Origin of the sequence: Pandoraea sp. CB10b_02 (assembly GCF_002216225.1) — a bacterium.
Classification (GTDB): Bacteria; Pseudomonadota; Gammaproteobacteria; order Burkholderiales; family Burkholderiaceae; genus Pandoraea; species Pandoraea nosoerga.
Genome location: NZ_NJGW02000021.1, coordinates 58,295 through 80,135, shown reverse-complemented (window position 1 = coordinate 80,135; position 21,841 = coordinate 58,295). Strand labels below are relative to the sequence as shown.

Here is a 21,841-nt window from a genome sequence, read left to right as displayed (position 1 = left end):
GCCGCGCTTCGCGGCTCAGCGATCTCATGTCGGTTGCTTGCATGAATCCGAGTTGAGGGTGGTGCAGAAAATTTCAAGTGCGCAAGGGCCGGATCAATAGGATTTGGTGTTTTCTTCACCGGCAGGCTGGATCGCATGTGGTGGAAATACCCTCACTCCCGGGCCTACCGCGTCTCCCTCTTGGACATTGGCCACTTGTCCCAGACCTTTCTCCTGTGCGCCACAGCTTGCGGCTTGAAGACGTGGCTTTCGGGAGCCTTCCGCGACCGGGAGGTCAGAGCCCAACTCCTGATCGATGATGACGGTGAGCAACCGCTGCTCTTCGTCGGCGCTGGGCACGGGACGGGCGATGAACTCGATCCGGCGCGTAGAGCCATTGTGTCCCGACAACCGTCAACGGAAACACTTCCATGAGCGCCGTCGACATACTCCTTGGCGATTGGGATAAGTCGTCGTCCGTGCGGTCAAGGCCGCAAGCCTATGATTGCCTCTCCCTGGCGGACCCCACTACTTCCGAACGAGATTGGTTCTTTCGCAAGGCCTTGCCATATCTCGAAAATTCCGAATTCCGCACATTCGACAAGTCCGCCATCCAGTCGATACTGGCAGCAAATCTTGTCTATTTCCTCGAATACACAACACTGCTGGAACACCGCGTCGTGAACCGGTCCGTCGAGTCGATAGCGCATCGGGAACTTCCGGTGCGCGTGCCTGAAGACTTCCGTTGCGCAGCATTAAGAATCTACGTTGACGAGGGGTACCACGCGATGATGTCGTCGGACGTTGCGCTGCAGGTGCGATGCCGATTCGCGTTGCAAACGGGGCCTTCACAGACGTTTCCTCGCATCGAGCGGCTAACGCAGATGGTGAACGAGGCCAGCAAACGCGACCGACCGTTGATTGCATTTCTTGTTGGGTTTGTCGCGGAGACAGTCATAACTCGTGCATTCCTGGAAATGGCGCGTCCTACGCTGATACAACCCGTCTTCAGAATGCTTCGTGACCATCTCGATGATGAGTGGCGCCACAGTCACTATTTCTCCGAACTGTTCCAACTGGTATGGAAGAAAATGACTGCGCGAGAGCGAGCTGTCTGCTCCAGTACATTGCCCCGCATCATTCTTGAGTGCTTCTCGCTAGACGACGCGTGGCTCGCAAAAACACTTGACGCCCATGGCGTCTCCTCCGAATCGATCACATCCATAATCACCGATCGCCGCACAGAAGCCGCGCACCGCTCGAGGGCGAGGGACGGTGCGAAAGCGACGCTGGCAGCCATCAACCTGAGCGGAATGCTGGCGTCCCGCCAACACCGCATCCCATTTATCGAGGCCGGACTCCTCCCTATGGAGAACCACCTGTGACACCCGTCGCTGCCATCATTCTGACGAACGCGCTTACCGCCCTCAGTGCGCTTCCTCTCGATGTCATGCTGCCCTCGTTCGCCTCTATCGCGAACCGGTACGAAACCAGTGTCGACTCCGTCGCGTCGCTCGTGGGGTACTTCGCGATAAATTTCTCGCTGCTGCAGCTCTTCGTCGGCCCTCTGTCCGACCGTTTCGGACGCAGGCTCGTGCTGGTCACGGGATTGGTCATTGCATCCATAGGCGCCATCGGCGGCGCGCTGGCGCCGACTTACGCATCGCATGTGGCATTCCGTCTGCTTCAGGCTCTGGGATGTTCATGCTTCGTGCTCGCTCAGGCGATCATTCAGGATACCTTTCCGGGGGGCACCGGGCTCCGCGCCAGAATCGTAAACGTCACCTTCGGCGGCCTTTGCATTGCGTGCTCACCACTTCTTGGCGCCGTACTTGAGGAACACTTCGGGTGGCAGGCAAGTTTCTGGTTATTTGCTGCGATTGCCACCAGCGTCTGGTTTTATGCGGCATGGCATCTGAACGACCTTGCTCGCGCTCCCACCATGAGCCTTGCCAAATGCATGCGGCTCTATCTCGATCTGGCTACTCATCGAACTTTTCTCTGCTATACGTTTCTCGGTGCCTTCGCCTTTGCCTGTCACTTCGCCTTCGTCATCCTGTCACCGAGCCTGTTTGTCGAAGCGCTTGGATATAGCCCGTACGAATACGCCAACGTGCTCCTCCTGTATGGCGCCATTTACCTGCTGGGCGGTTTCGTCGCGGATCGGATGTCCAAGCGAGTCACTGTCAGAAGGCAGATCCAACTGGGCATCGCATTGTTGGGGGCGGCGAGTATGGCGATGATCGGACTTTACGTCTGGCTCGGAGATCACCTGGCCACCGCGATCGCACCCATGGCACTGGCAACGCTGGGTACAACACTCATACGCCCCGCAGCAGCAACGCTCGCGATGGAGGTCTTCGAATCATACGCAGGCACCGCGGCGGCGGCGGCCGGCGCCATTCGCTTCTTCATGGCAGGCGTCCTTAGCGTCGGGCTCTCCACCGTCGCGGTGTCAAAGTTTCTCGTGCTTGCGGCCTTGCTTCTCTGCGCATCGGCAATTTGCACTTTCATTTATTGGAGCGACCACAGACGTGAAAGTACCGAATTTGTATGCTGAGCCTAACGTCACTCTGTGCGACCTCGACAATGCGTCGTTCACATCGTTCGCTTCGCGAACGCAACACGACTTCGCCATCGCCACAGCCCGAACTTCGGACATGGGTATCGAAGAAGCGCGGGCCATGGCATCCGAGAAGTTCGCCAACCTTCTACCCAACGGACAACGCACAGCTGGACACAGATTCTGGAACGTTATCGAAACGTCCAGCGGCACACATGTCGGGCAAGTTTGGCTAAATATCCCTCCGAACTGCGACGAGGCATTTCTATTCGACCTGTTCATCTGGGCCCCATACCGGCGATATGGGTATGGGCGCGCGGCGCTAGCGGGGGCGGAAGCGATCGCCGCGGAGGAAGGTTGTAAATCGATATCGCTCCATGTATTTCCCGACAACGTGGGCGCCGCGCGACTCTATCAATGCTCGCGTTATCAAGAAACCGATACGCCCAACCTTCTCCGAAAGTCCCTGCCCCATTCCGCCAACCCGTCACCCTGACTTGCGCGCCGCCCGAATCATGTCGCTCGCCCGCTCGGCAATCATGATCGTCGGCGAATTGGTGTTGCCCGAAGTAATCACCGGCATGACGGATGCGTCGACCACGCGCAGGTTCTGCACGCCGCGCACGCGAAGCTGCGCATCGACCACCGCGGCGGGATCGTCCGCCCGCCCCATGCGACACGTGCCGACCGGGTGGAAGATGGTCGTGCCGATGTCGCCCGCCGCTCGCATCAATTCTTCATCGCTCTGGTACGACGGCCCCGGCAAATACTCGCGCGGCTCGTAGCGCGCGAACGCCGGCGCGCCCACGATGCGGCGCGTGAGCCTGATCGCGTCCGCCGCGACCCGCCGATCGTCTTCCGTCGACAGATAGCGCGGCGCAATCGCCGGCGCCACGCGCACATCCGGTGAGCTCAGATGCACGCTGCCACGCGAAGTTGGCCGCAAATTGCAGACCGATGCCGTAAACGCATTGAACTTGTGCAGCGGCTCGCCGAAACGATCGAGCGACAGCGGCTGCACGTGGTACTCGAGATCGGGCCGCGCCACGTCGTCGCGGCTGCGCGCGAACGCCCCCATCTGCGACGGCGCCATACTCATCGGCCCGCGCTGCGCAAACGCGTACTGCATGCCGATCATCAGCTTGCCGACCAGGCTGTTGGCGCTCAGATTGAGCGTCTTCGCGCCGCGCAGCTTGTACACGGTGCGCAGTTGCAGATGGTCCTGCAGGTTCTCGCCGACACCCGGCAGATCCGACACGACGTCGATGCCGAACTCGCGCAAACGCTCGCCATCGCCAATGCCCGACACCTCCAGCAGATGCGGCGAGTTCACCGCGCCCGCCGCGAGAATCACTTCCGCGCGCGCGAGCGCGGTGAAGTCTTCGTTCCCCCCGCGATACGCCACGCCGGTACAGCGTGTGCCGTCGAACAGCAGACGACTCACGCTCGCCCCCGTCACGGTCGTGAGGTTCGGGCGCTGCATCGCCGGACGCAGGAAACCTTTCGCCGCGCTCCAGCGCACGCCGCGCCGCTGGTTCACTTCGAAATAGCCGATGCCGAAGTTGTCGCCGCGATTGAAATCGTCCGTCTTCGGAATGCCGATCTGCTCGGCGGCATCGGCGAACGAATCGAGCACGCGCCACGACAGACGCTGCTTTTCCACGCGCCACTCGCCACCGCTGCCGTGAAACTCCGTGCCGCCCTTGTAGTGATCCTCGCTGCGCTTGAAGAGCGGCAGTACGTTGTCCCAGCGCCAGCCGTCGTCGCCGGTCGCCTCGGCCCACGCGTCGTAGTCCTCGCGCTGACCGCGCATGTAGATCATGCCGTTGATCGACGAGCTGCCCCCCAGCACGCGCCCGCGCGGATACGCCAGCGAGCGGCCGTTGAGCCCGACCTCCGCTTGCGTGCGATACAGCCAGTCGGTGCGCGGGTTGCCAATGCAGTACAGGTAACCGACGGGGATGTGAATCCAGTGATAGTCGTCCTTGCCGCCCGCCTCGAGCAGCAGCACGTTGACGTCGGGGTCTTGCGTGAGCCGGTTGGCCAGCACACAGCCGGCCGAACCGGCCCCCACGATGATGTAATCGAAGCTCTCCTGCTTTGCTGCCTGCTTGGTCATTCCCGCCTGTCTCCGTCGATGGCGCGGCACTCGCCATGGTGCGGTGCCGACGCCGGTGCGGCACCCGAAGTGAGGTGGACTGTCGCCACCGGCATCGGGTTCATTTTGTCGTCGGGTGGTGACGTCGCCGCGTGCGCCCCGCCCGCTCATTTTCCAAACTCACACGGCTTCCACACGACTTCCACGCTTGTCCCGTATCCCGGTCGACCGCCAGCTTCGCTTACTTCGCCACCGGCATGGTGAATTCCGCACCCTTGGCAATGCTGTCTGGCCACCGCTGCATCACGCTCTTGAAACGCGTGTAGAAACGAATCCCCTCCTCGCCGTATGCGTGATGATCGCCGAACAGCGAGCGCTTCCAGCCGCCGAACGACTGCCATGCCATCGGCACCGGGATCGGCACGTTGATACCGACCATGCCGATCTTCACCTGGCGCGAGAAGGTGCGCGCCACGCCGCCGTCGCTCGTGAAGCACGACACGCCGTTGCCATACTCGTGCGCATTGACGAGCGCGATGGCCGACGCCAGATCGGGCACGCGCACCACCGCCAGCACCGGCCCGAAGATTTCCTCGCGATAGATCGTCATTTCGGGCGTCACATGATCGAACAGCGTCCCGCCGAGGAAGAACCCCTGCTCGTGCCCCGGCACCCGCAGGCCCCGTCCGTCGACCAGCAACTTCGCGCCGGCGCGCACGCCCTCGGCAATATAGCCCTCGATCTTCGCCTTGTGCGCGCCCGTGACGACGGGCCCCATCTCGGAGGCATCGTCCTCGCCCGGGCCCACGCGCAGCGCCTTCACGCGCGGCACCAACGCATCGACCAGACGGTCTGCCACCTGGCCGACCGCCACGGCGACCGATATGGCCATGCAGCGCTCGCCCGCCGATCCGTAAGCCGCGCCGATGAGCGCGTCGACCGCCTGGTCGAGATCGGCGTCGGGCATGACCACGAGATGGTTCTTCGCGCCGCCGAGCGCCTGAACGCGCTTGCCGCGCCGCGTGCCTTCCGTGTAGATGGACTCGGCGATCGGCGTGGAGCCCACGAACGACAGCGCGTCGACGTCCGGATGCGCGATCAGCGCGTCGACCGCCACCTTGTCGCCCTGCACCACGTTGAACACGCCGTCCGGCAGCCCTGCCTCGCGCAGCAGTTCGGCGATCAGCAGACTCGCGGACGGATCGCGCTCGGACGGCTTGAGCACGAACGTATTGCCGCACGCGAGCGCAATCGGAAACATCCACATCGGCACCATCGCCGGGAAGTTGAACGGCGTGATGCCCGCACACACCCCGACAGGCTGACGCAGATGCCAGTTGTCGATGCCGCCGCCCACGTTGTCGCTATGCTTGCCCATGAGCAGATGCGGTGCGCCGCACGCGTACTCCACGATCTCGATGCCGCGCGTGACCTCGCCGCGCGCATCCGAGAACACCTTGCCGTGCTCGCGCGTAATAAGGCGTGCCAGTTCGTCGTGATGCTCGTCGAGCAACGCCTTGAAACGGAACAGCACTCGCGCACGCTTGAGCGGCGCGGTCTCCGACCACGACGGCAACGCGGCCTTGGCCGCGGCCACCGCCGCGTCTACCTCGGCCTCGCCCGCCAGCGCCACGCGCGCGCTCACTCGGCCGTGGGCCGGGTTGAAAACGTCGGCGAACCGACCGCTCTCACCGGCGACCCGCCGGCCACCGATGAAGTGCTGCACCGTCGTAACATCAGCGTTGCTCATATCCATTGCTCTCCGAAGGCATGTTGCGGCGTCCGTGGGCCGCACGTTCGTTATCGTGGGAAAGGCCGATATCCGGCTGTCGCGCGAAACGGGAAAAGGCCCAACGACCGCCGCGCGCGACGATGATCGCAAAGCGTACTGCGGCGCGCACGGGCGATCCAATGAGAAATTATGAAAAGCAATATAAGATTCGCTTATGTTGCTGGCGCGCGAGCGTCTCACCCTTGCCCATCGCCCATCACCCTCGCCCTCTTCGCTGACGCGCACGCCATGGAACTTGCCCACCTTCGCGCTTTCGTCGCCATTGCCCGCGAGGGCAACCTCACGCGCGCGGCGCAACGCCTGCACCTGACACAGCCGGCCGTCAGCCTTCAGGTCAAGGCGCTGCAGGAAGCGTTGCGGCTCACCTTGTTCACCCGGACCGCCCAGGGACTTGCGCTTACGCGCGACGCGCAGGCGCTGCTGCCGCTGGCCGAGCGCATGCTCGCCGCGCTCGGCGACTTCGAGCAGGCCGCCGTCGCGCTGCGCGAAACCGTGCGCGGACGGCTTCGCATCGGCACCATCCTCGATCCCGAATTCACGCGGCTCGGCGCGTTCCTCAAGCGTCTGGTGGAGTCGTACCCGCAGATCGAGACGGCGCTGCGTCACGGCATGTCCGGTTCCGTGCTGCAGGCCCTCGGGCGCGGCGAGCTCGACGTCGGGTTCTATCTCGGCAGCCCCGATCCGGAGCGCTTTCACGCCATCACGCTCACACCGTTCTCGTATCAGGTGGTGGCGCCGGCGGGCTGGCGCGAGCGTGTGGCGCGACGCGGCTGGCGCGAATTGGCAGCCCTGCCGTGGATCTGGACGCCGCCCGAGTCAGCACACCACCGCCTGCTCTCGGAGCGCTTCGGCGCGCTCGGCGTGTCGCCGGTGAAGGTCGCGGAAGTGGACCAGGAGCCGTCGATGCTCGATCTGGTGAAGTCGGGCGTGGGACTGTCGCTGGTGCGCGACTCGATCGCGCTGCGCGAAGCCCGCGCACACGGTCTGGTGATCGCCGACGGCGTGGCCGTGCCCACCGAGCTCACCTTCGTCACGCTCGCCTCGCGGCGCGAGGAACCGGCCATTGCCGCCGCGCTGCAGCTCGTGGCGGCGGTCTGGGCCTGACGCGCATCACCGCCTATCATCCGCGCTTCACTTGCGCAGCGGGCGCCCCTGGAACGCCTGCAGGACGCCCTGGCCGGCTCGCCCGGGTAGCCCGGGGACACAAACGCGGCGCATAATTCGGGTCTGCAAAGGCCTTCGGCTCCGAAAGGTCCCGCCCCGCAATTCATTCCCATGCCGTGGCATTGCAACGCGAAGCGCTGCCATGCCGGATCTTCACGAAAGCTCTACTATTCAAGTCTCTCTACGAGGAGTCGATCATGTCTGTGAGAATGGAACGCGATACCTTCGGCGAAATCGCGGTACCCGCCGATCGCCTGTGGGGCGCTCAGACGCAGCGCTCGCTGCAGAACTTCAAGATTTCGACCGAGAAGATGCCGCGCGAACTCGTGCGCGCGCTCGCGCGCGTCAAACGCGCCGCCGCCTCCGTCAACAAGGACCTGGGCGTGCTCGACGCCAAGAAGGCCGACGCCATCATCCAGGCGGCCGACGAAGTCATCGCCGGCAGGCACGACGACGAATTCCCGCTGGCCGTGTGGCAGACCGGCTCGGGCACGCAGTCGAACATGAACATGAACGAAGTGCTCGCCAATCGCGCCAGCGAACTGCTCGGCGGCGAGCGCGGCGAAGCGCGTCTCGTGCACCCGAACGACGACGTGAACAAGGGCCAGTCGTCGAACGACGTGTTCCCGACGGCCATGAGCGTGGCGGCCCTCGACGCTCTCGTCAATCACCTCAAGCCGAGCATCGGCCAGTTGCGCGACACGCTCGCCGCGAAGGCCCACGCCTACGACAACATCGTCAAGATTGGCCGCACGCACCTGCAGGACGCCACGCCGCTCACGCTCGGCCAGGAGATCTCCGGCTGGGTCGCGCAGCTCGAGCACGGCCTCAGGCACGTCGACGACGCCCTGCCCCACGTCGCCGAGCTCGCGCTCGGCGGCACGGCCGTGGGCACCGGCCTGAACGCCCATCCCGAGTTCGCGAAACAAGTGGCCGCGGTGCTCGCGCGCGACACCGGTCTGCCCTTCGTCACCGCGCCGAACAAGTTCGAAGCGCTGGCGGCCAACGACGCCATCGTCAACGCGCACGGCACGCTCAAGACCCTGGCGGCGAGCCTGATGAAGATCGCCAACGACGTGCGCTGGCTCGCCAGCGGCCCGCGCTGCGGCATCGGCGAACTGATGATTCCGGAGAACGAACCGGGCAGCTCGATCATGCCGGGCAAGGTCAACCCCACGCAGTGCGAAGCCATGACGATGCTGTGCTGTCAGGTGTTTGGCAACGACGTGGCGATCAACGTCGGCGGCTCGATGGGCAACTTCGAGTTGAACGTATTCAAGCCGATGCTCATTCACAACTTCCTGCAAAGCGTGCGCATGCTCGCCGACGGCGCCGTGAGCTTCAACGACAATTGCGCCATCGGCATCGAGCCCAATCGCGCGCGCATCGGCACGTTGCTCGAAGAGTCGCTCATGCTCGTGACTGCGCTCAATCCGCACATCGGCTACGACAAGGCCGCGCAGATCGCGAAGAAGGCGCACAAGGAAGGCACCACGCTCAAGGCCGCCGCCCTCGCCCTCGGTCACGTGACGGCCGAGCAGTTCGACGCCTGGGTGCGCCCGGAACAAATGGTCGGCAAGCGCTGAGCGCACGCCTCCCGCCCACGCTTTTCCGTCATCGCGCATGCCCATCTCGCCGTTGCCGCCGCTGCACTGTCTGATCGCGTTCGACGCCGCCGTGCGGCATGCGAGCTTCACGCGGGCAGCCGCCGAGCTCAACCTCACGCAAAGCGCCGTGAGCCGCCAGATCGCGCAGCTCGAGGAGTTTCTCGGGCGCGCGCTGTTCACGCGCGAGCACCGCACGCTGCGGCTAACGGTGGCCGGCCAGCGCTACGCCGAGCAGATTCAACGCCTGCTGGCCGAGTGCGCCGAAGCGACGGCCGATCTGATGAAGCGGCGCGGCGAGCTCGAGCTCACGGTGGCGTGTTCGTCGGGCGTGGCCGTGCTGTGGATGACGCCGCAGCTCATGCGCTTTCGCGCCGCGCATCCCGACATCAAGATCCGCGTGATCGTGAAGGACGGCATTACGTCGCTCTCCGCCTCGGAGTTCGATCTCGGCGTGTACTACGTGCGCAACGATCTGCCGCCCGACTTTGCCGGGCGGCGCCTGTTCGACGAGGAAGTCTTCCCCGTGTGCTCGCCCGCCTACCTCGGCGGCCGCAAGCTTCGCGCCGCCGATCTCCTCGACGAGACCCTCCTCTTCATCGAGGACGGCCAGCGCAAGTGGATGTCGTGGCCCGACTGGTTCGAGCTGCAGGGCGTGAGCGTGCCGAAATTCCCCCGCATGGTCAGCGCCAACTACTACCCGCTGCTCGTGCAGATGGCCATCGAGGGCGGCGGCCTGGTCATGGGCTGGCGCCACATGATCGATCCGTGTCTCGAGGCCGGGCTGCTCGTGCGCGCCTGCGAGGCGAGCGCCAGCCTCGGCGGCGGCTACTATCTCGTGTGGCCTGCCGAGCGCCACGAGCATGCTGCAGCGCGAATTTTCCGCAACTGGATCTACTCGCAAACTCGTTTCCCATCATAGGGCTTACGAACGTTTGCGAAAGTTGCCATGCGTCTGGCGCATGGCAACATGCGTAATTTTCGTTTGGCCTGTCATTTTGTCTGTCCTATTTTGTGGTGGATCCGCGCACGCCCGTCGAGCCTGTCGGCAGCCCCTCGGGAGGGCGACCGTCTTGGCGGACGTGATTCGATAAAAGCAGGCGTATTACCGGCACGACGTGAATTCCATGGCACGCGACGGACGCCATCCATCCTCCGGGAGACCCAGATGCAGGCGACCTACGCTGTGCCTCAAGACAATATGGCCCGCCAGCGCCGTCAAGCCATCGTGGCGACGGTGATCGGCAACGGCCTGGAGTGGTTCGACTTCACCGTCTATAGCTTCTTCGCGGCGATCATCGCGAAGCAGTTCTTCCCCACGGGCGACGACCTGTCGTCGTTCCTGCTCGCCGTGGCGACCTTCGGCGTGGGCTTCTTCATGCGCCCGGTCGGCGGCATCGTGCTCGGCATCTATGCCGACCGCGTGGGCCGCAAGGCGGCGCTGTCGCTGACCATTCTGCTCATGGCCGCCGGCACCGCCATGATCGGCCTGGCGCCGACCTACGACCAGATTGGTCTGGCCGCCCCGCTCATCATCGTGCTCGCGCGCCTGCTGCAAGGTTTCTCCGCCGGCGGCGAAATGGGCGGCGCGACCGCGTTCCTCACCGAATACGCGCCGGCCAATCAGCGCGCGTACTACTCGGCATGGATTCAGTCGAGCATCGGCTTCGCCGTGCTGCTGGGCGCCGCCGTGGGCACATTCGTGACCACCGAGCTCGACCGTGCCGCGCTCGAATCGTGGGGTTGGCGCGTGCCGTTCATCGTGGGCATGCTGATCGGTCCGGTCGGCTTCTACATCCGCAACAAGATCGACGAGACGCCGACGTTCCAGCATGCCGAGAAGTCCGACACGCCGCTGCGCGACGTCTTCTCGCAATACCCGCGCGAGACGCTCGCGAGCTTCTCGATGGTCGTGCTGTGGACCATCTGCACGTATGTGCTGCTGTTCTACATGCCGACGTATGCGCAACGCGTGCTCCATCTTCCGGCCTCGAACGGCTTTACCGCCGGCATGGTCGGCGGCGCGATGATCCTGGTGTTCGCGCCGATCGTGGGACGTCTGGCCGATCGCTATGGCCGCCGTCCGTTCCTGTCGGGCTCGGCGCTGCTGATCCTGCTGCTCGCCTGGCCGATGTTCACGTATCTGAACGTGGCGCCCGGCCTGCCGTCGCTGCTTGCGTTCCAGATCGTGTTCGGCGCGCTCATCGCGTGCTATACCGGCCCGATCCTCGCCGCGTTCTCGGAGCTGTTTCCGGCCAAGGTGCTCTCGACGGGTCTGTCGGTCGCGTACAACTTCGCGGTCACGATCTTCGGCGGGTTCGCCGCGCTCATCATCACCTGGCTGATCGCGCGCACCGGCAGCAACATGGCGCCGGCGATCTACGTGATCGTCGCCGCCACCATCAGCCTCATCGGCACCCGCTTCGTCAAGCCGCTGCCCAAGGCCTGAGTCTTCCCCCCAAGCAAGGCGCGCCCCACCCGGCGCGCCTTGTGCATTTTTTCGAGGAAATCCCCATGTCCGTTACTCTGCTTCGCGGCGGCAACGTGCTCGATGCAGCCGCCGGCCGTCTGCTCGAGCGTCACGACGTCGCCATTGACGGCAACCGCATCACCGCCGTGAGCCCCACCCCGCTCGACATCGAAGGCGCCACGGTGATCGACGTCACCGGCAAGACCGTCATGCCCGGCATGATCGACTGCCACGTACACGTGCTCGCCTCGCACGCGAACCTCGGTACCAACGCCAGCCAGCCCAACGTCCTCACGGTGCTCAAGTCGCTGCCCATCATGCAGGGCATGCTCAACCGCGGCTTCACCACCGTGCGCGACGCCGGCGGCGCGGACTGGGCGCTGCAGCAGGCAATCGAGCAAGGCGTGATTCCGGGCCCGCGCATCTTCCCATCGGGCAAGGCGCTCTCGCAGACCGGCGGTCACGGCGACTTCCGTCCGCGCAGCGATACGCTCGAGCCGTGCTCGTGTGCGTTTCGCGCCGGCGCCATCGGCCGCGTGGTCGACGGCGTAGACCCGATCCGTCTGGCCGTGCGTGAGGAAATCCAGAAAGGCGCAACGCAGATCAAGCTGATGGCCTCGGGCGGCGTCGCCTCGCCTGTCGACCCGATCGCCAACACGCAGTATTCGGAAGACGAGATCCGTGCCGCGGTCGCGGAAGCGGAAGCGGCCCAGACTTACGTAATGGCGCACGCCTATACGCCGAAGGCAATCGAGCGCGCGGTGCGCTGCGGCGTGCGCACCATCGAGCACGGCAACCTGTGCGACGCGCAGACGGCGAAGCTCATGGCCGAGAAGGGCGCATACGTCGTGCCGACGCTCGTCACCTACGACGCGCTCGCCAAGGACGGCGCATCGCTGGGACTGCCGCCGGAGTCGGTGGCGAAGGTCGAGAACGTGCAGCGCGCCGGACGCGAGTCGCTCGCCATCTATCGCGACGCCGGCGTGAAGATGGGCTTCGGCTCGGATCTGCTCGGCGACATGCACAAGTACCAGTCCGACGAGCTCACCATTCGCGCCGACGTGCTCGGTGCGGCCGAGACGCTGCGCTCGGCCACGGTGATCGGCGCCGAAATTCTCAATCGCGTGGGCGAGCTGGGCGTGATCGCACCGGGCGCCCTCGCCGACGTGCTGGTCGTCGACGGCAATCCGCTCGAATCGATCGACGTGCTCACGGGCCAAGGCGAGGGCATCCGCTGGGTCTTCAAGGACGGCAAGATCGCGAAGCAACCGCAGTCGTTGCAGTAATCGCAGCGATCGTCCCGGCAGCCGTCGCGGCCGCGAGGTGCACCGGCCCACGAAAAAGGCAGCCCGCCGATGAAGCGCGGGCTGCCTTCTTGCCGTCTTCGCTTTGGCGTCTTCGCTTTGCCGTCTTCGTTTCGGCGTCTTCGTTTCGGCGTCTTCTTTCGTCGGCCGACCTTTCGTCGATGGCCTGTTTCGTCGTCCGACGCCGCCCTCTGGCGCGCGGCCCGGCACGCGACATGCCGGGCGCCGTCGTCACGGCTTCCAGCCGGGCGTAACGAACACCGAGCGCACGTCGTCGAGCGTCTGCGAAACCGTCTCGCGCGCACGCTCCGTGCCCGCGCGCAGCATGTCCCACACGTAGCCGGGGTCGCTCGCATACTGCTCGCGACGCTCGCGCATGGGGCGCAGCATCTCCTGCAGACGCTCTTCGAGACGCGCCTTCACCTTGGAGTCCGCCAGCCCGCCGCGCACATAGTGCTCCTTGAGCGCCTGCAGGCCTTCCTTGTCCTCGTCGAACGCGTCGAGGTAGGCGAACGCCACGTTGCCTTCGAGGTGTCCGGGATCTTCGACCTTGAGGTGCAGCGGATCGGTGTAGCACTTCTTCACGGCGGCGCGGATTTCGTCCGGCGTGGAGGAAATGTTGATCACGTTGCCAAGCGACTTGCTCATCTTGGCCTTGCCGTCGATGCCCGGCAGACGACCGATCGGCGGCACGAGCGCCTTCGTCTCGACGAGGATCTCGCGATCGGCGAGGCGGTTCAGGCGCCGCACGATCTCGTTCGTCTGCTCGATCATCGGCAGTTGATCCTCGCCCACCGGCACCAGCGTGGCGCGAAACGCCGTGATGTCTGCGGCCTGGCTGACCGGATACGTGAGGAAGCCCGCCGGAATGTCGCGCTCGAAGTTGCGCAGGCCGATTTCCTGCTTGACGGTCGGATTGCGCTCGAGGCGCGCCACCGTCACGAGGTTCAGATAGTAGAACGTGAGCTCGGTTAGTTCGGGCAGCCACGTCTGCACGCAAATCGTGGTGACTTCGGGATCGATGCCGACCGCCAGATAGTCCAGCGCCACTTCGGAAACGTTGCGGTGCACCTTGCCGCGATCGTCCGTGTTGTCGGTCAGCGCCTGCGCGTCCGCGACCAGCACGAATTGCTTGTATTCGTGCTGATACGCCACGCGATTCTTCAGACTGCCGACATAGTGGCCCAGATGCAGCGGGCCCGTCGGGCGATCGCCCGTGAGGATCACCTTGCGATCCCCAGGTGCCTTCGAAACACTCATTTTCCTCTCCGTAATCAAGCATTTAGGGGCGGCCCGCGGCCGTGCGCGCGGCCTTCGCCACGCCGCTCGCCGTCCCCGGTTCGCCCCAACGCGTCTACCGCAACCTACGAATGGTAGCGCGTCGGCCCGACGCCGGTACAGAAACGCGCTTGCGCTCCCGGCGGCGCCCGCGCGCCCACGCCGCGATCGCACATGAAAAACGGGAGCCGAGGCTCCCGTTCTCACCTGCGTTGCGCGGCGGCGCGCCGGCGCGCGAATGCGAAGAAGCGCCGACGCTCAGCGCGCCGTCACCACCGCAATGCCCTTGAGCGACTTGCCGCTTGCGCGGGCGTGCGCGAGGGCCTGCCCGACGGCTTCACCCGTGGCCGGCGCAACACCCAGACGAGCCGCGATCGTGGCCTCGACGCGTTTGGCCATCGCGAGATTCGCGAGCTTCACGTGACCGTAGCCGCGGATTTTCGCCGGCGCCTGCGCGAGCGCGATGACGTCCTCGAGCGTGTTCTCGGTGAGCACCGCCAGCGCACGCTCGATGGTCGTGCGGTAGTCGGCGATCAGCTGGCGCTCCATGCGGCGCTCGAGCGTATAGCCGAAGATGTCGAGCGCACCGCCGCGCAGCCCGCGCAGCTTCGCCATGCCGCGCAGCACCGGCCACAGCCACGGGCCGATCGTCACCTTCTTCGGCAGCGCACCGTCCTTGCCGCGCGCGATGAGCGGCGGCGCCATGTGGAACTCGAGGCGGAAGTCGCGGCCGGGCCTACCCTCGAAGGCCTCGCCGAGCGCGTCGGTGAAGGCCGTCTCGGCATACAGGCGCGCCACTTCGTACTCGTCCTTGTAGGCCATCAGACGCGAGAGCTGCTGCGCCACGGCGCGCGTGAGACGGCCCGGCGCGCCGGCCACGCGTGCCTCCGCATCCGAGACCTGCTTCACGAACGCGGTGAAACGGGCGGCATATGCCGCGTTCTGGTACTGCGTGAGCAGATCGACGCGATGGGCGATGAGCGCGTCGAGCGTCATCTCGTCGGCCACCGGCGCATGGGCGGGCGCGGACGCGGCCTTGGCCGTCGTCTCCGTCAGTGCGGCCGGATCGCCGGCGGCGAGTCGCCCGATGGCCAGCGCGAGCTGGTTCATCGGCACGGCCACGTTGTTCAGTTCGATGGAACGTTGCAGCGCCTGCAGCGAAACGGGCACCAGGCCGAGTTGCCACGCGAAGCCGAGCATGATGATGTTCGCGCCCATCGTGTCGCCGAGAAAGCGCTGCGCGAGCGCCTGCGCATCGCACGTGTCGAGCTCGTCGTTGCCGGCCGCGTGACGCATCTTGGCGAGCAGGGCGTCGCCATGCAGGCTGGCGTCGGGATTCTGCACGAACGACGCGTTCGGAATCGCATGCGTGTTGACGACGACGCGCGTGCGCCCGCGCCGCACGGTCTGCAGCGCGTCGGCGCTCGCGCCCACGACCATGTCGCAGGCGAGCAGCACGTCGGCCTGCTGCGTATCGATGCGCACCTGGTTGAGCGCCTGCGGCGTGTTGGCAAAGCGCACGAACGAGAGCACCGCGCCGCCCTTCTGTGCGAAGCCCATGAAGTCGAGCACCGAAGCGCTCTTGCCTTCGAGATGCGCCGCCATCGTGATCAGCGCGCCGATGGTCACCACGCCCGTGCCGCCCACGCCGGTGACCATGATGTCGAACGGCGCGTCGCCGGCGAGCGTGGCCGGTTGCGGCAGCGCGTTCAGGCGGGCCTCGAACGCGGCCTGGTCGAAGGCGGCCGCGAGCGCCTTCTTCAGTTGCGCGCCCTTGACCGAGACGAAGCTCGGGCAAAAGCCGTTCACACAGGAGAAGTCCTTGTTGCACGACGACTGGTCGATGCGACGCTTGCGGCCCAGCGCGGTCTCGACCGGCTCGACCGACAGGCAGTTCGACGCCACGCCGCAATCGCCGCAGCCCTCGCACACGGCTTCGTTGATGAACAGGCGGCGATCCGGGTTCGGAAATTCGTTTTTCTTGCGACGGCGGCGCTTCTCGGCCGCGCACGTCTGGTCGTAGATCAGCACGGTCGCGCCGGGAATCTCGCGCAGCTCGCGCTGCACGGCGTCGAGTTCGCTGCGGTGATGGAAGGTCGTGCCCTTCGGGAACTGACCTTCATGGCCGATGTACTTCTGCGGCTCGTCGCTCACGACGACCAGCTTCGCGATGCCTTCGGCTTCCACCTGACGGGCGATCTGCGGCACCGAGATCGAGCCGTCGACAGGCTGGCCGCCGGTCATGGCGACCGCATCGTTGTACAGGATCTTGTAGGTGATATTCGCCTTGGATGCCACCGCCTGACGAATCGCGAGCAGGCCCGAGTGGAAATACGTGCCGTCGCCCAGATTCTGGAAGACGTGCGCGCGCTTGGTGAAGTGCGAATGCGCCGCCCAGTCCACGCCCTCGCCGCCCATCTGGATCAGGCCGGTAGTGTCGCGGTCCATCCACGACGCCATGAAGTGGCAGCCGATACCAGCCTGCGCGATGGAGCCTTCGGGCACCTTGGTCGACGTGTTGTGCGGACAGCCCGAGCAGAAGTACGGCACGCGGCGCACGCCATCGGCTTCGTTCGAGAGGATTTCGTGGGCGACGAGATCGACCACGCGCTCGCGGCGATCGAGCGCCGGGCGATGCTTGGCGAGCCATTCGGCGAAGACCGGCAGCACGCGCGACGGGCGCAGCTCGCCGAGCGCCGAGAGCAGCGCGCGGCCATCGGCGTCGGTCTTGCCCAGCACGATCGGGCGTGCGCCCGCCGTCCGGTTGTAGAGGTACTGCTTGATCTGTTGCTCGACGACAGGGCCCTTCTCCTCGATGACGAGGATTTCCTTGAGGCCGCTCACGAAAGCATCCAGACGCGTCATGTCGAGCGGGAACGACAGGCCGACCTTGTAGATGCGCACGCCGGCGGCGGCGAGGTCGTCGACGGTGATGTCCAGGCGGCGCAGCGTCTCCATCAGGTCCAGGTGCGCCTTGCCGCAGGTCACGATGCCGATGTCCGCGCCGGGGGCCGGCGCAATCCATTTGTCGATGCTGTTCACGCGCGAGAAGGCGCGCACGGCGTCGAGCTTGGCCGCCAGGCGCGCTTCGAGCGCGAGGCTCGGCAGGTCGGGCCAGCGGTTGTGCAGGCCGCCTTCCGGCGCGACGTAGTCGAGCGGCTCGGCCCAGTCGGTGCGGATCTTGTCGAGATCGACGGTGCCGCGCGACTCGACCGTCTCGGAGATCGCCTTGAGGCCCGCCCAGGCGCCGGAGAAACGCGACAGCGCATAGCCGTACAGGCCGAATTCCACCAGCTCGCCAATGTCCGCCGGGTTGAGCACGGGCATGCTCCACGACATCATCGTGAAGTCGCTCTGGTGCGGCATCGACGACGACACGCAACCGTGGTCGTCGCCGGCCACGACCAGCACGCCGCCGTGGCGCGACGCGCCGTAGGCGTTGCCATGCTTGAGCGCATCGCCCGCGCGGTCCACGCCCGGCCCCTTGCCGTACCACATGCCGAACACGCCTTCGACGGTGCGCTCGGGGTCGGCTTCCACACGCTGCGTGCCCATGACCGCCGTGCCGCCGAGTTCTTCGTTGATGGCGGGCAGGAATTTCACGTTCGCCGCGTCGAGCAGCTTCTTCGCCTTCCACAGCTGCTGATCGACGCCGCCGAGCGGCGAGCCGCGATAGCCGCTGATGAAGCCGGCCGTGTTCAGCCCGCGCGCGGCGTCGAGCTGACGTTGCATCAGCAAAATGCGCACCAGCGCCTGCGTGCCGGTCAGAAAGATCTGGCCGCGGCGCGCGGTAAGCGCATCGGAGAGCTGATAGTCGGGGTGGGCCAGGGGGTTGGCCGTCGGCGTCGCGAGCGCGGCGCGCATGGGGGCATTCATGGTGTATCTCCTCATCCCCATGGCCGCGGCGTCCATCGTCTCTCGCGGGGAGCGGGGCGGCGGCCAGGCTTCGGGGGCGTCTGTTCTGTTCGTCCTGACGTCGTATCCCGCCCATGGCGCGGGCACGCGTCTGCATGGGAGCAGTGTATGGGGAGGCAGGAGAAAGATTTTTACTATTTCACTCCACTTGGCGCACAATAAGAAACGTTCATTTCGAAAAAACGGATTTTGGGAAATGGAATTACTCGACAACTTTGCGCGCCAGATCCTGCGTCTTCTGCAGATCGACTCGCGGCGCTCGGCGCAGGAACTCTCCGACAACGTGGGGCTGTCGGCCACGCCGTGCTGGCGCCGGATCAAGGACATGGAGCAAAGCGGCGTGATTCAGCGCTATACGGTGCTGCTCGACCGCGAGAAGCTCGGCCTGCACGTGTGCGCCCTGGCGCACGTGCAACTCACCCGCCATACGGAAGGCGGCACGGAGCAGTTCGAGCGCGAGATCCGCACTTGCCCGGAAGTCACCGAGTGCTACAGCACGACCGGCGAGGCCGACTACATCCTCAAGATCGTGGCGCCCGACATCAAGGCGTATGACGCCTTTTTGCACGAACACATCTTCCGGCTGCCTGCCGTGTCCAACGTGAAGACCAGCGTGGTGCTGCGCGAAATCAAGTTCGACACGAGCCTGCCGATCTGACGCGGGTCAGTGTCGTTCCAAACAAGAATAAGACTCCGCCCATTTTCTTTCTGAGGAACTCACTCAACAATTTCAACCGCGACGCCGTCGAAAGATGGACGCCGCTACCAGCGGCCCCCGCCATTCTCCTTGGAGGGCTCAGCCATGTCTGAAGCAGTTAAGTCACCCGAGCCGACCATTAAGCCGATCCTTGAACAGGACACCGGTTCTCTCCCTGAAGTGCCCGAGTTCGAGGTCATCCCAGTAGAAGGGTGTTTGAGCAGCAGCAACGTCCTGGGATTCTGACCCGGCATGGTCTGGCTCCCAGCGGGGAGGGCCATGTCCTCGTCGGGAGGTTCCCATGCCGGAAATCCAATGGTTGAAAGCACCCCTATTCGCAATAGTGGTATGTCACGAATCGATGCAATCTTCGCTGCCGGCATTGCTACCTTGACGACTACTCGCAAAAGCTGCCGCTGAGCCGATTACTCCGCGTAGCGGACGAGCTGGACCTGCCACAAATGCTCGCGCTGGCGTCGGCCCTCGGCGTCCAGGAGGTCAAGTTTGCGGCATTCGTCCCGGTCGGGGTCAGGCGCACTTTCCGGCCTGGATCTACGCTTGAACGTCGACATTTGTCGAGAAATATCAAACGTCCTGTGGATCGCCTCGCAGGCCTACCCGACACTGAAAATCGACGGCGGGCCTTTTGTAAAACGGCTGTCCTTCATGCCGCGTGATCGGGCATCGACGAGTACCTTCGGCTGCGGTGCCGGCACGACGACAATCGTAATCAACAGCGACCTTTCCGTGTCGGCGTGCGATATGCAAACACAGACCGATCGAACTACGCAAGCGCTTGGCCGAGGCGCCACGTTCTCGGACCTGTGGCTCCACAGCCCGCATTTCGCTCGATGGCGTGGCCAGTCCGGCGACCGCGCCTTCGTAGGTGTCCATCAACATGGATGTCACCTCGCGTACCGCGAATACGGCCAGGACATCTTTATCGACGAGAAACGCGCGAATGACCGATAACGCCCCTTGGCCTGCGAATCTTCGTCGTTGGAGAACGCTTGCGCTCACGCAAGCCGCGCTTGGTCCGGAGATTTTCTCAATGGCCACTCTCGTCCTGTTTTTCCTCCAGTACGCCGGTTTCAGTTTCGCTGAATTTAGTTCGTTCACGGCGAGCCTGTTCGTCCTGAGTTGGCTGATGGAGGTGCCAGCGGGCGCGCTTGCGGACAGATTCGGGCGAAAGCGTTGCCTCATACTCGGAAACGTCATCTACTGCGCCGCCATGCTTTTGCTCATCACGGCGAAAGCCAACGTGCCGTTGGTCGTCATAGCGCTCATGTACGCGACAGGCAGCAGCCTCGCAAGCGGAACGTTTCAGGCAATGATGTACGAGGCCTTCGCCGCGCACGGCGCTATTCCGAAGTTCCACGCGGTCGTAGCGCGCACTACTGGCGTTGGCTTGTGGAGCGCAGCTGCGGCAGCCGCCATCGGTGGATGGTTGGCCGGATACTCGCTCGTGCTGCCGCTTACCCTCGATGCGATTGTGCTGGCGGGCCTGACCTTGTTCCTGCTTTGGCGTATCCCCACGCCGGGACCGCTCACGACCACTGCCAGAGAAGCTCGGACCCTTGCCCATATGCTGGGCTCGGCCTTGCAAGCAGCCCTGATTTCACGAACATGGTGTCTGCTGGCGCTGGGCTGCGCCATAACCTTCGCGTGCGTCCGGGCGTCATTCAATACCTATCAGCCCCTCATGCTGGATGCAGGGATACCGGTCGAGTACTTCGGAATGACGTTCAGCGCAATGATCGTGGTCGGTGGGATCGTCGCCAATCTCTTCAGCAACGCGCCGAAGCATTGGCTCGACCAAGGCATCATGGATTTCGCGATTGTGGCGCTATTCCTGACGGCGCTCGCTCCGCTGATCTGGCACGCAACATCGCCGATATGGCTTCTGGTCAGCATCGCGGCGCACCAGTTGATCCGCGGCATTTTTCCCTCGTACTACAGCTATCGTCTGAACCGCGAGATCCCGGAGGACCTGCCCGCGCGTTCGACCATGCTCTCCATTGCCAATCTGATTCGCGCCCTGCTGACTGCCGTAACTGTCTACGCCGTCGGCGAACTGACGCGGGTCTACGATTTTGCATCAGCCTACCGTTGGATCAACGCTGCAGCGCTTGCCGCGCTGACTGTCCTGATTGTCACGATCCGCTGGCCACAATCCCATGCTACCGCTGCCCGTACCTCAAACGATTAGCCTGTCCATAACGACGGATTGCAGCTCCCGGTGCCCGCACTGCTATCTCGTCGAAACCGATCAGCTCGGCCGTCGCCGCCTCTCGCTCGACAGCGTGACAGCGGTGCTCGACGATGGCGCAAAGCACGGGGTGTACCTTGTGATCGTCTCCGGCGGCGACCCGTTGCTGCATCCTGATATCGAACCGATCCTTCGCAGTATTCGCGCACATCGAATGTTGCCCCTGCTGGAAATTTCAGGAGATCGACTCAGCCCCGAACATCTTCGCATGCTTGTGGAACTCGGCATTCCCTGCGTTCATGTCAGCCTTGACGCCGCCAGCGCCCCGTTCCATGACGGCCGTCGGGGAAAAGGGCATTTCGACGCGGTTCACAAGAACGTTCGTCGACTTCAGCGCAACGGCATCTTGGTCAACTTGGCGCTGTGTCTCAGCATGGAAAATCGGTGCGAACTGATCCCTCTGCTGACGCACGCACACAAACATGGCTTCAACAACATCAAGCTCGCCTTCTACGGGCAGGTCGGCCCCGTGGCCGGTGCGCAGACCATTCCAGAAGTCGAGCGCCGGACACTGCTGAAGCAGGCGCACGAGTTTGCGAAATCGCATGGCATGGGTGAGCGGATCATTGCGCCGGGCTATTCTTTATCAACGGCGGCGCCGCTTGCGACGGCGTTCCGGGGACGTCCGCCTCAACAAGTCCTTCACCATTCCCCCGAGATGCTGACTAACCGACATGCAACACTCCACGCTTGACCGTCCGCCGCTAC

The 21,841-nt window shown here is 64.5% G+C and carries 18 protein-coding genes; 14 read left to right on the top strand and 4 right to left on the bottom strand.

What is annotated here, in order from left to right; all coding sequences use genetic code 11:
• Positions 1–45: 45 nt before the first annotated feature.
• From CDN36_RS22545 to CDN36_RS18590, 4 genes are all read left to right on the top strand, one after another.
• On the top strand, positions 46–414 hold the full coding sequence (locus CDN36_RS22545) for a nitroreductase family protein (protein ID WP_353846869.1): 369 nt from the start codon (positions 46–48) through the stop codon (positions 412–414).
• Positions 411–1,364 carry a diiron oxygenase gene (locus CDN36_RS18600; RefSeq protein ID WP_287497547.1) on the top strand — a complete coding sequence of 318 codons (954 nt, stop codon included), beginning with the start codon at positions 411–413 and terminating at the stop codon, positions 1,362–1,364. The genes CDN36_RS22545 and CDN36_RS18600 overlap by 4 nt, the downstream gene beginning before the upstream one ends.
• Positions 1,361–2,539: an MFS transporter gene (locus CDN36_RS18595; protein WP_287497546.1), complete on the top strand. Its 1,179-nt coding sequence runs from the start codon at positions 1,361–1,363 to the stop codon at positions 2,537–2,539. The genes CDN36_RS18600 and CDN36_RS18595 overlap by 4 nt, the downstream gene beginning before the upstream one ends.
• 100 nt (positions 2,540–2,639) lie before the next feature.
• Positions 2,640–3,038: a GNAT family N-acetyltransferase gene (locus CDN36_RS18590; protein ID WP_287497545.1), complete on the top strand. Its 399-nt coding sequence runs from the start codon at positions 2,640–2,642 to the stop codon at positions 3,036–3,038.
• Here CDN36_RS18590 and CDN36_RS18585 read toward each other — a convergent pair.
• A complete protein-coding gene (locus CDN36_RS18585) occupies positions 3,030–4,661 on the bottom strand; it encodes a GMC family oxidoreductase (RefSeq protein ID WP_150555488.1) in 1,632 nt (543 codons plus the stop codon). The genes CDN36_RS18590 and CDN36_RS18585 overlap by 9 nt on opposite strands.
• Before the next feature lie 220 nt (positions 4,662–4,881).
• Entirely contained in the window at positions 4,882–6,390 is a 1,509-nt protein-coding gene (locus CDN36_RS18580) for a CoA-acylating methylmalonate-semialdehyde dehydrogenase (protein ID WP_287497544.1), read from the bottom strand.
• A gap of 270 nt (positions 6,391–6,660) precedes the next feature.
• On the opposite strand from CDN36_RS18580, the gene CDN36_RS18575 reads away from it, so the two are divergent.
• The 5 genes from CDN36_RS18575 (at position 6,661) to CDN36_RS18555 (ending at position 12,956) form a co-directional block, all read left to right on the top strand.
• Positions 6,661–7,536, top strand: coding sequence for a LysR family transcriptional regulator (locus tag CDN36_RS18575; RefSeq protein WP_150555486.1), 876 nt, complete (start codon positions 6,661–6,663; stop codon positions 7,534–7,536).
• Positions 7,537–7,793: 257 nt separating this feature from the next.
• Entirely contained in the window at positions 7,794–9,182 is a 1,389-nt protein-coding gene (gene fumC, locus CDN36_RS18570) for a class II fumarate hydratase (protein ID WP_150555485.1), read from the top strand.
• Between the two features lie 37 nt (positions 9,183–9,219).
• Positions 9,220–10,122 (top strand): LysR substrate-binding domain-containing protein, encoded by a 903-nt coding sequence (locus CDN36_RS18565; protein WP_150555484.1) that lies wholly within the window; start codon positions 9,220–9,222, stop codon positions 10,120–10,122.
• A 246-nt stretch (positions 10,123–10,368) separates the two neighbouring features.
• Positions 10,369–11,649 (top strand): MFS transporter, encoded by a 1,281-nt coding sequence (locus CDN36_RS18560; RefSeq protein ID WP_150555483.1) that lies wholly within the window; start codon positions 10,369–10,371, stop codon positions 11,647–11,649.
• Between the two features lie 65 nt (positions 11,650–11,714).
• Positions 11,715–12,956: a metal-dependent hydrolase family protein gene (locus tag CDN36_RS18555; protein WP_150555482.1), complete on the top strand. Its 1,242-nt coding sequence runs from the start codon at positions 11,715–11,717 to the stop codon at positions 12,954–12,956.
• Between the two features lie 249 nt (positions 12,957–13,205).
• Here the strand turns inward: CDN36_RS18555 and trpS are convergent, their stop codons facing one another.
• Together trpS and CDN36_RS18545 are read right to left on the bottom strand one after the other, a co-directional pair.
• Positions 13,206–14,234 (bottom strand): tryptophan--tRNA ligase, encoded by a 1,029-nt coding sequence (gene trpS / locus CDN36_RS18550; protein WP_150555481.1) that lies wholly within the window; start codon positions 14,232–14,234, stop codon positions 13,206–13,208.
• A 276-nt stretch (positions 14,235–14,510) separates the two neighbouring features.
• On the bottom strand, positions 14,511–18,128 hold the full coding sequence (locus CDN36_RS18545) for an indolepyruvate ferredoxin oxidoreductase family protein (RefSeq protein ID WP_287497543.1): 3,618 nt from the start codon (positions 18,126–18,128) through the stop codon (positions 14,511–14,513).
• A 235-nt stretch (positions 18,129–18,363) separates the two neighbouring features.
• Here CDN36_RS18545 and CDN36_RS18540 point away from each other — a divergent pair, with 235 nt between their 5' ends.
• From CDN36_RS18540 to CDN36_RS18520, 5 genes are all read left to right on the top strand, one after another.
• On the top strand, positions 18,364–18,825 hold the full coding sequence (locus CDN36_RS18540) for an Lrp/AsnC family transcriptional regulator (RefSeq protein ID WP_287497542.1): 462 nt from the start codon (positions 18,364–18,366) through the stop codon (positions 18,823–18,825).
• A gap of 144 nt (positions 18,826–18,969) precedes the next feature.
• Positions 18,970–19,110, top strand: coding sequence for a hypothetical protein (locus tag CDN36_RS18535; RefSeq protein ID WP_287497541.1), 141 nt, complete (start codon positions 18,970–18,972; stop codon positions 19,108–19,110).
• Positions 19,111–19,422: 312 nt separating this feature from the next.
• Positions 19,423–19,836, top strand: coding sequence for a hypothetical protein (locus tag CDN36_RS18530; RefSeq protein ID WP_287497540.1), 414 nt, complete (start codon positions 19,423–19,425; stop codon positions 19,834–19,836).
• Positions 19,826–21,073, top strand: coding sequence for an MFS transporter (locus tag CDN36_RS18525; protein WP_287497539.1), 1,248 nt, complete (start codon positions 19,826–19,828; stop codon positions 21,071–21,073). Before CDN36_RS18530 ends, CDN36_RS18525 begins: the two co-directional genes overlap by 11 nt.
• Entirely contained in the window at positions 21,042–21,827 is a 786-nt protein-coding gene (locus CDN36_RS18520) for a radical SAM protein (protein WP_287497538.1), read from the top strand. Before CDN36_RS18525 ends, CDN36_RS18520 begins: the two co-directional genes overlap by 32 nt.
• Positions 21,828–21,841 lie beyond the last annotated feature (14 nt).

Coding starts and splice junctions, on each gene's coding strand:
- CDN36_RS18600 (WP_287497547.1), top strand. CDS start 411: ATGAGCGCCGTCGACATACTCCTTGGCGATTGGGATAAGTCGTCGTCC.
- CDN36_RS18590 (WP_287497545.1), top strand. CDS start 2,640: ATGGGTATCGAAGAAGCGCGGGCCATGGCATCCGAGAAGTTCGCCAAC.
- CDN36_RS18585 (WP_150555488.1), bottom strand. CDS start 4,661: ATGACCAAGCAGGCAGCAAAGCAGGAGAGCTTCGATTACATCATCGTG.
- CDN36_RS18580 (WP_287497544.1), bottom strand. CDS start 6,390: ATGAGCAACGCTGATGTTACGACGGTGCAGCACTTCATCGGTGGCCGG.
- CDN36_RS18575 (WP_150555486.1), top strand. CDS start 6,661: ATGGAACTTGCCCACCTTCGCGCTTTCGTCGCCATTGCCCGCGAGGGC.
- fumC (WP_150555485.1), top strand. CDS start 7,794: ATGTCTGTGAGAATGGAACGCGATACCTTCGGCGAAATCGCGGTACCC.
- CDN36_RS18565 (WP_150555484.1), top strand. CDS start 9,220: ATGCCCATCTCGCCGTTGCCGCCGCTGCACTGTCTGATCGCGTTCGAC.
- CDN36_RS18560 (WP_150555483.1), top strand. CDS start 10,369: ATGCAGGCGACCTACGCTGTGCCTCAAGACAATATGGCCCGCCAGCGC.
- CDN36_RS18555 (WP_150555482.1), top strand. CDS start 11,715: ATGTCCGTTACTCTGCTTCGCGGCGGCAACGTGCTCGATGCAGCCGCC.
- trpS (WP_150555481.1), bottom strand. CDS start 14,234: ATGAGTGTTTCGAAGGCACCTGGGGATCGCAAGGTGATCCTCACGGGC.
- CDN36_RS18545 (WP_287497543.1), bottom strand. CDS start 18,128: ATGAATGCCCCCATGCGCGCCGCGCTCGCGACGCCGACGGCCAACCCC.
- CDN36_RS18540 (WP_287497542.1), top strand. CDS start 18,364: ATGGAATTACTCGACAACTTTGCGCGCCAGATCCTGCGTCTTCTGCAG.
- CDN36_RS18535 (WP_287497541.1), top strand. CDS start 18,970: ATGTCTGAAGCAGTTAAGTCACCCGAGCCGACCATTAAGCCGATCCTT.
- CDN36_RS18525 (WP_287497539.1), top strand. CDS start 19,826: ATGACCGATAACGCCCCTTGGCCTGCGAATCTTCGTCGTTGGAGAACG.
- CDN36_RS18520 (WP_287497538.1), top strand. CDS start 21,042: ATGCTACCGCTGCCCGTACCTCAAACGATTAGCCTGTCCATAACGACG.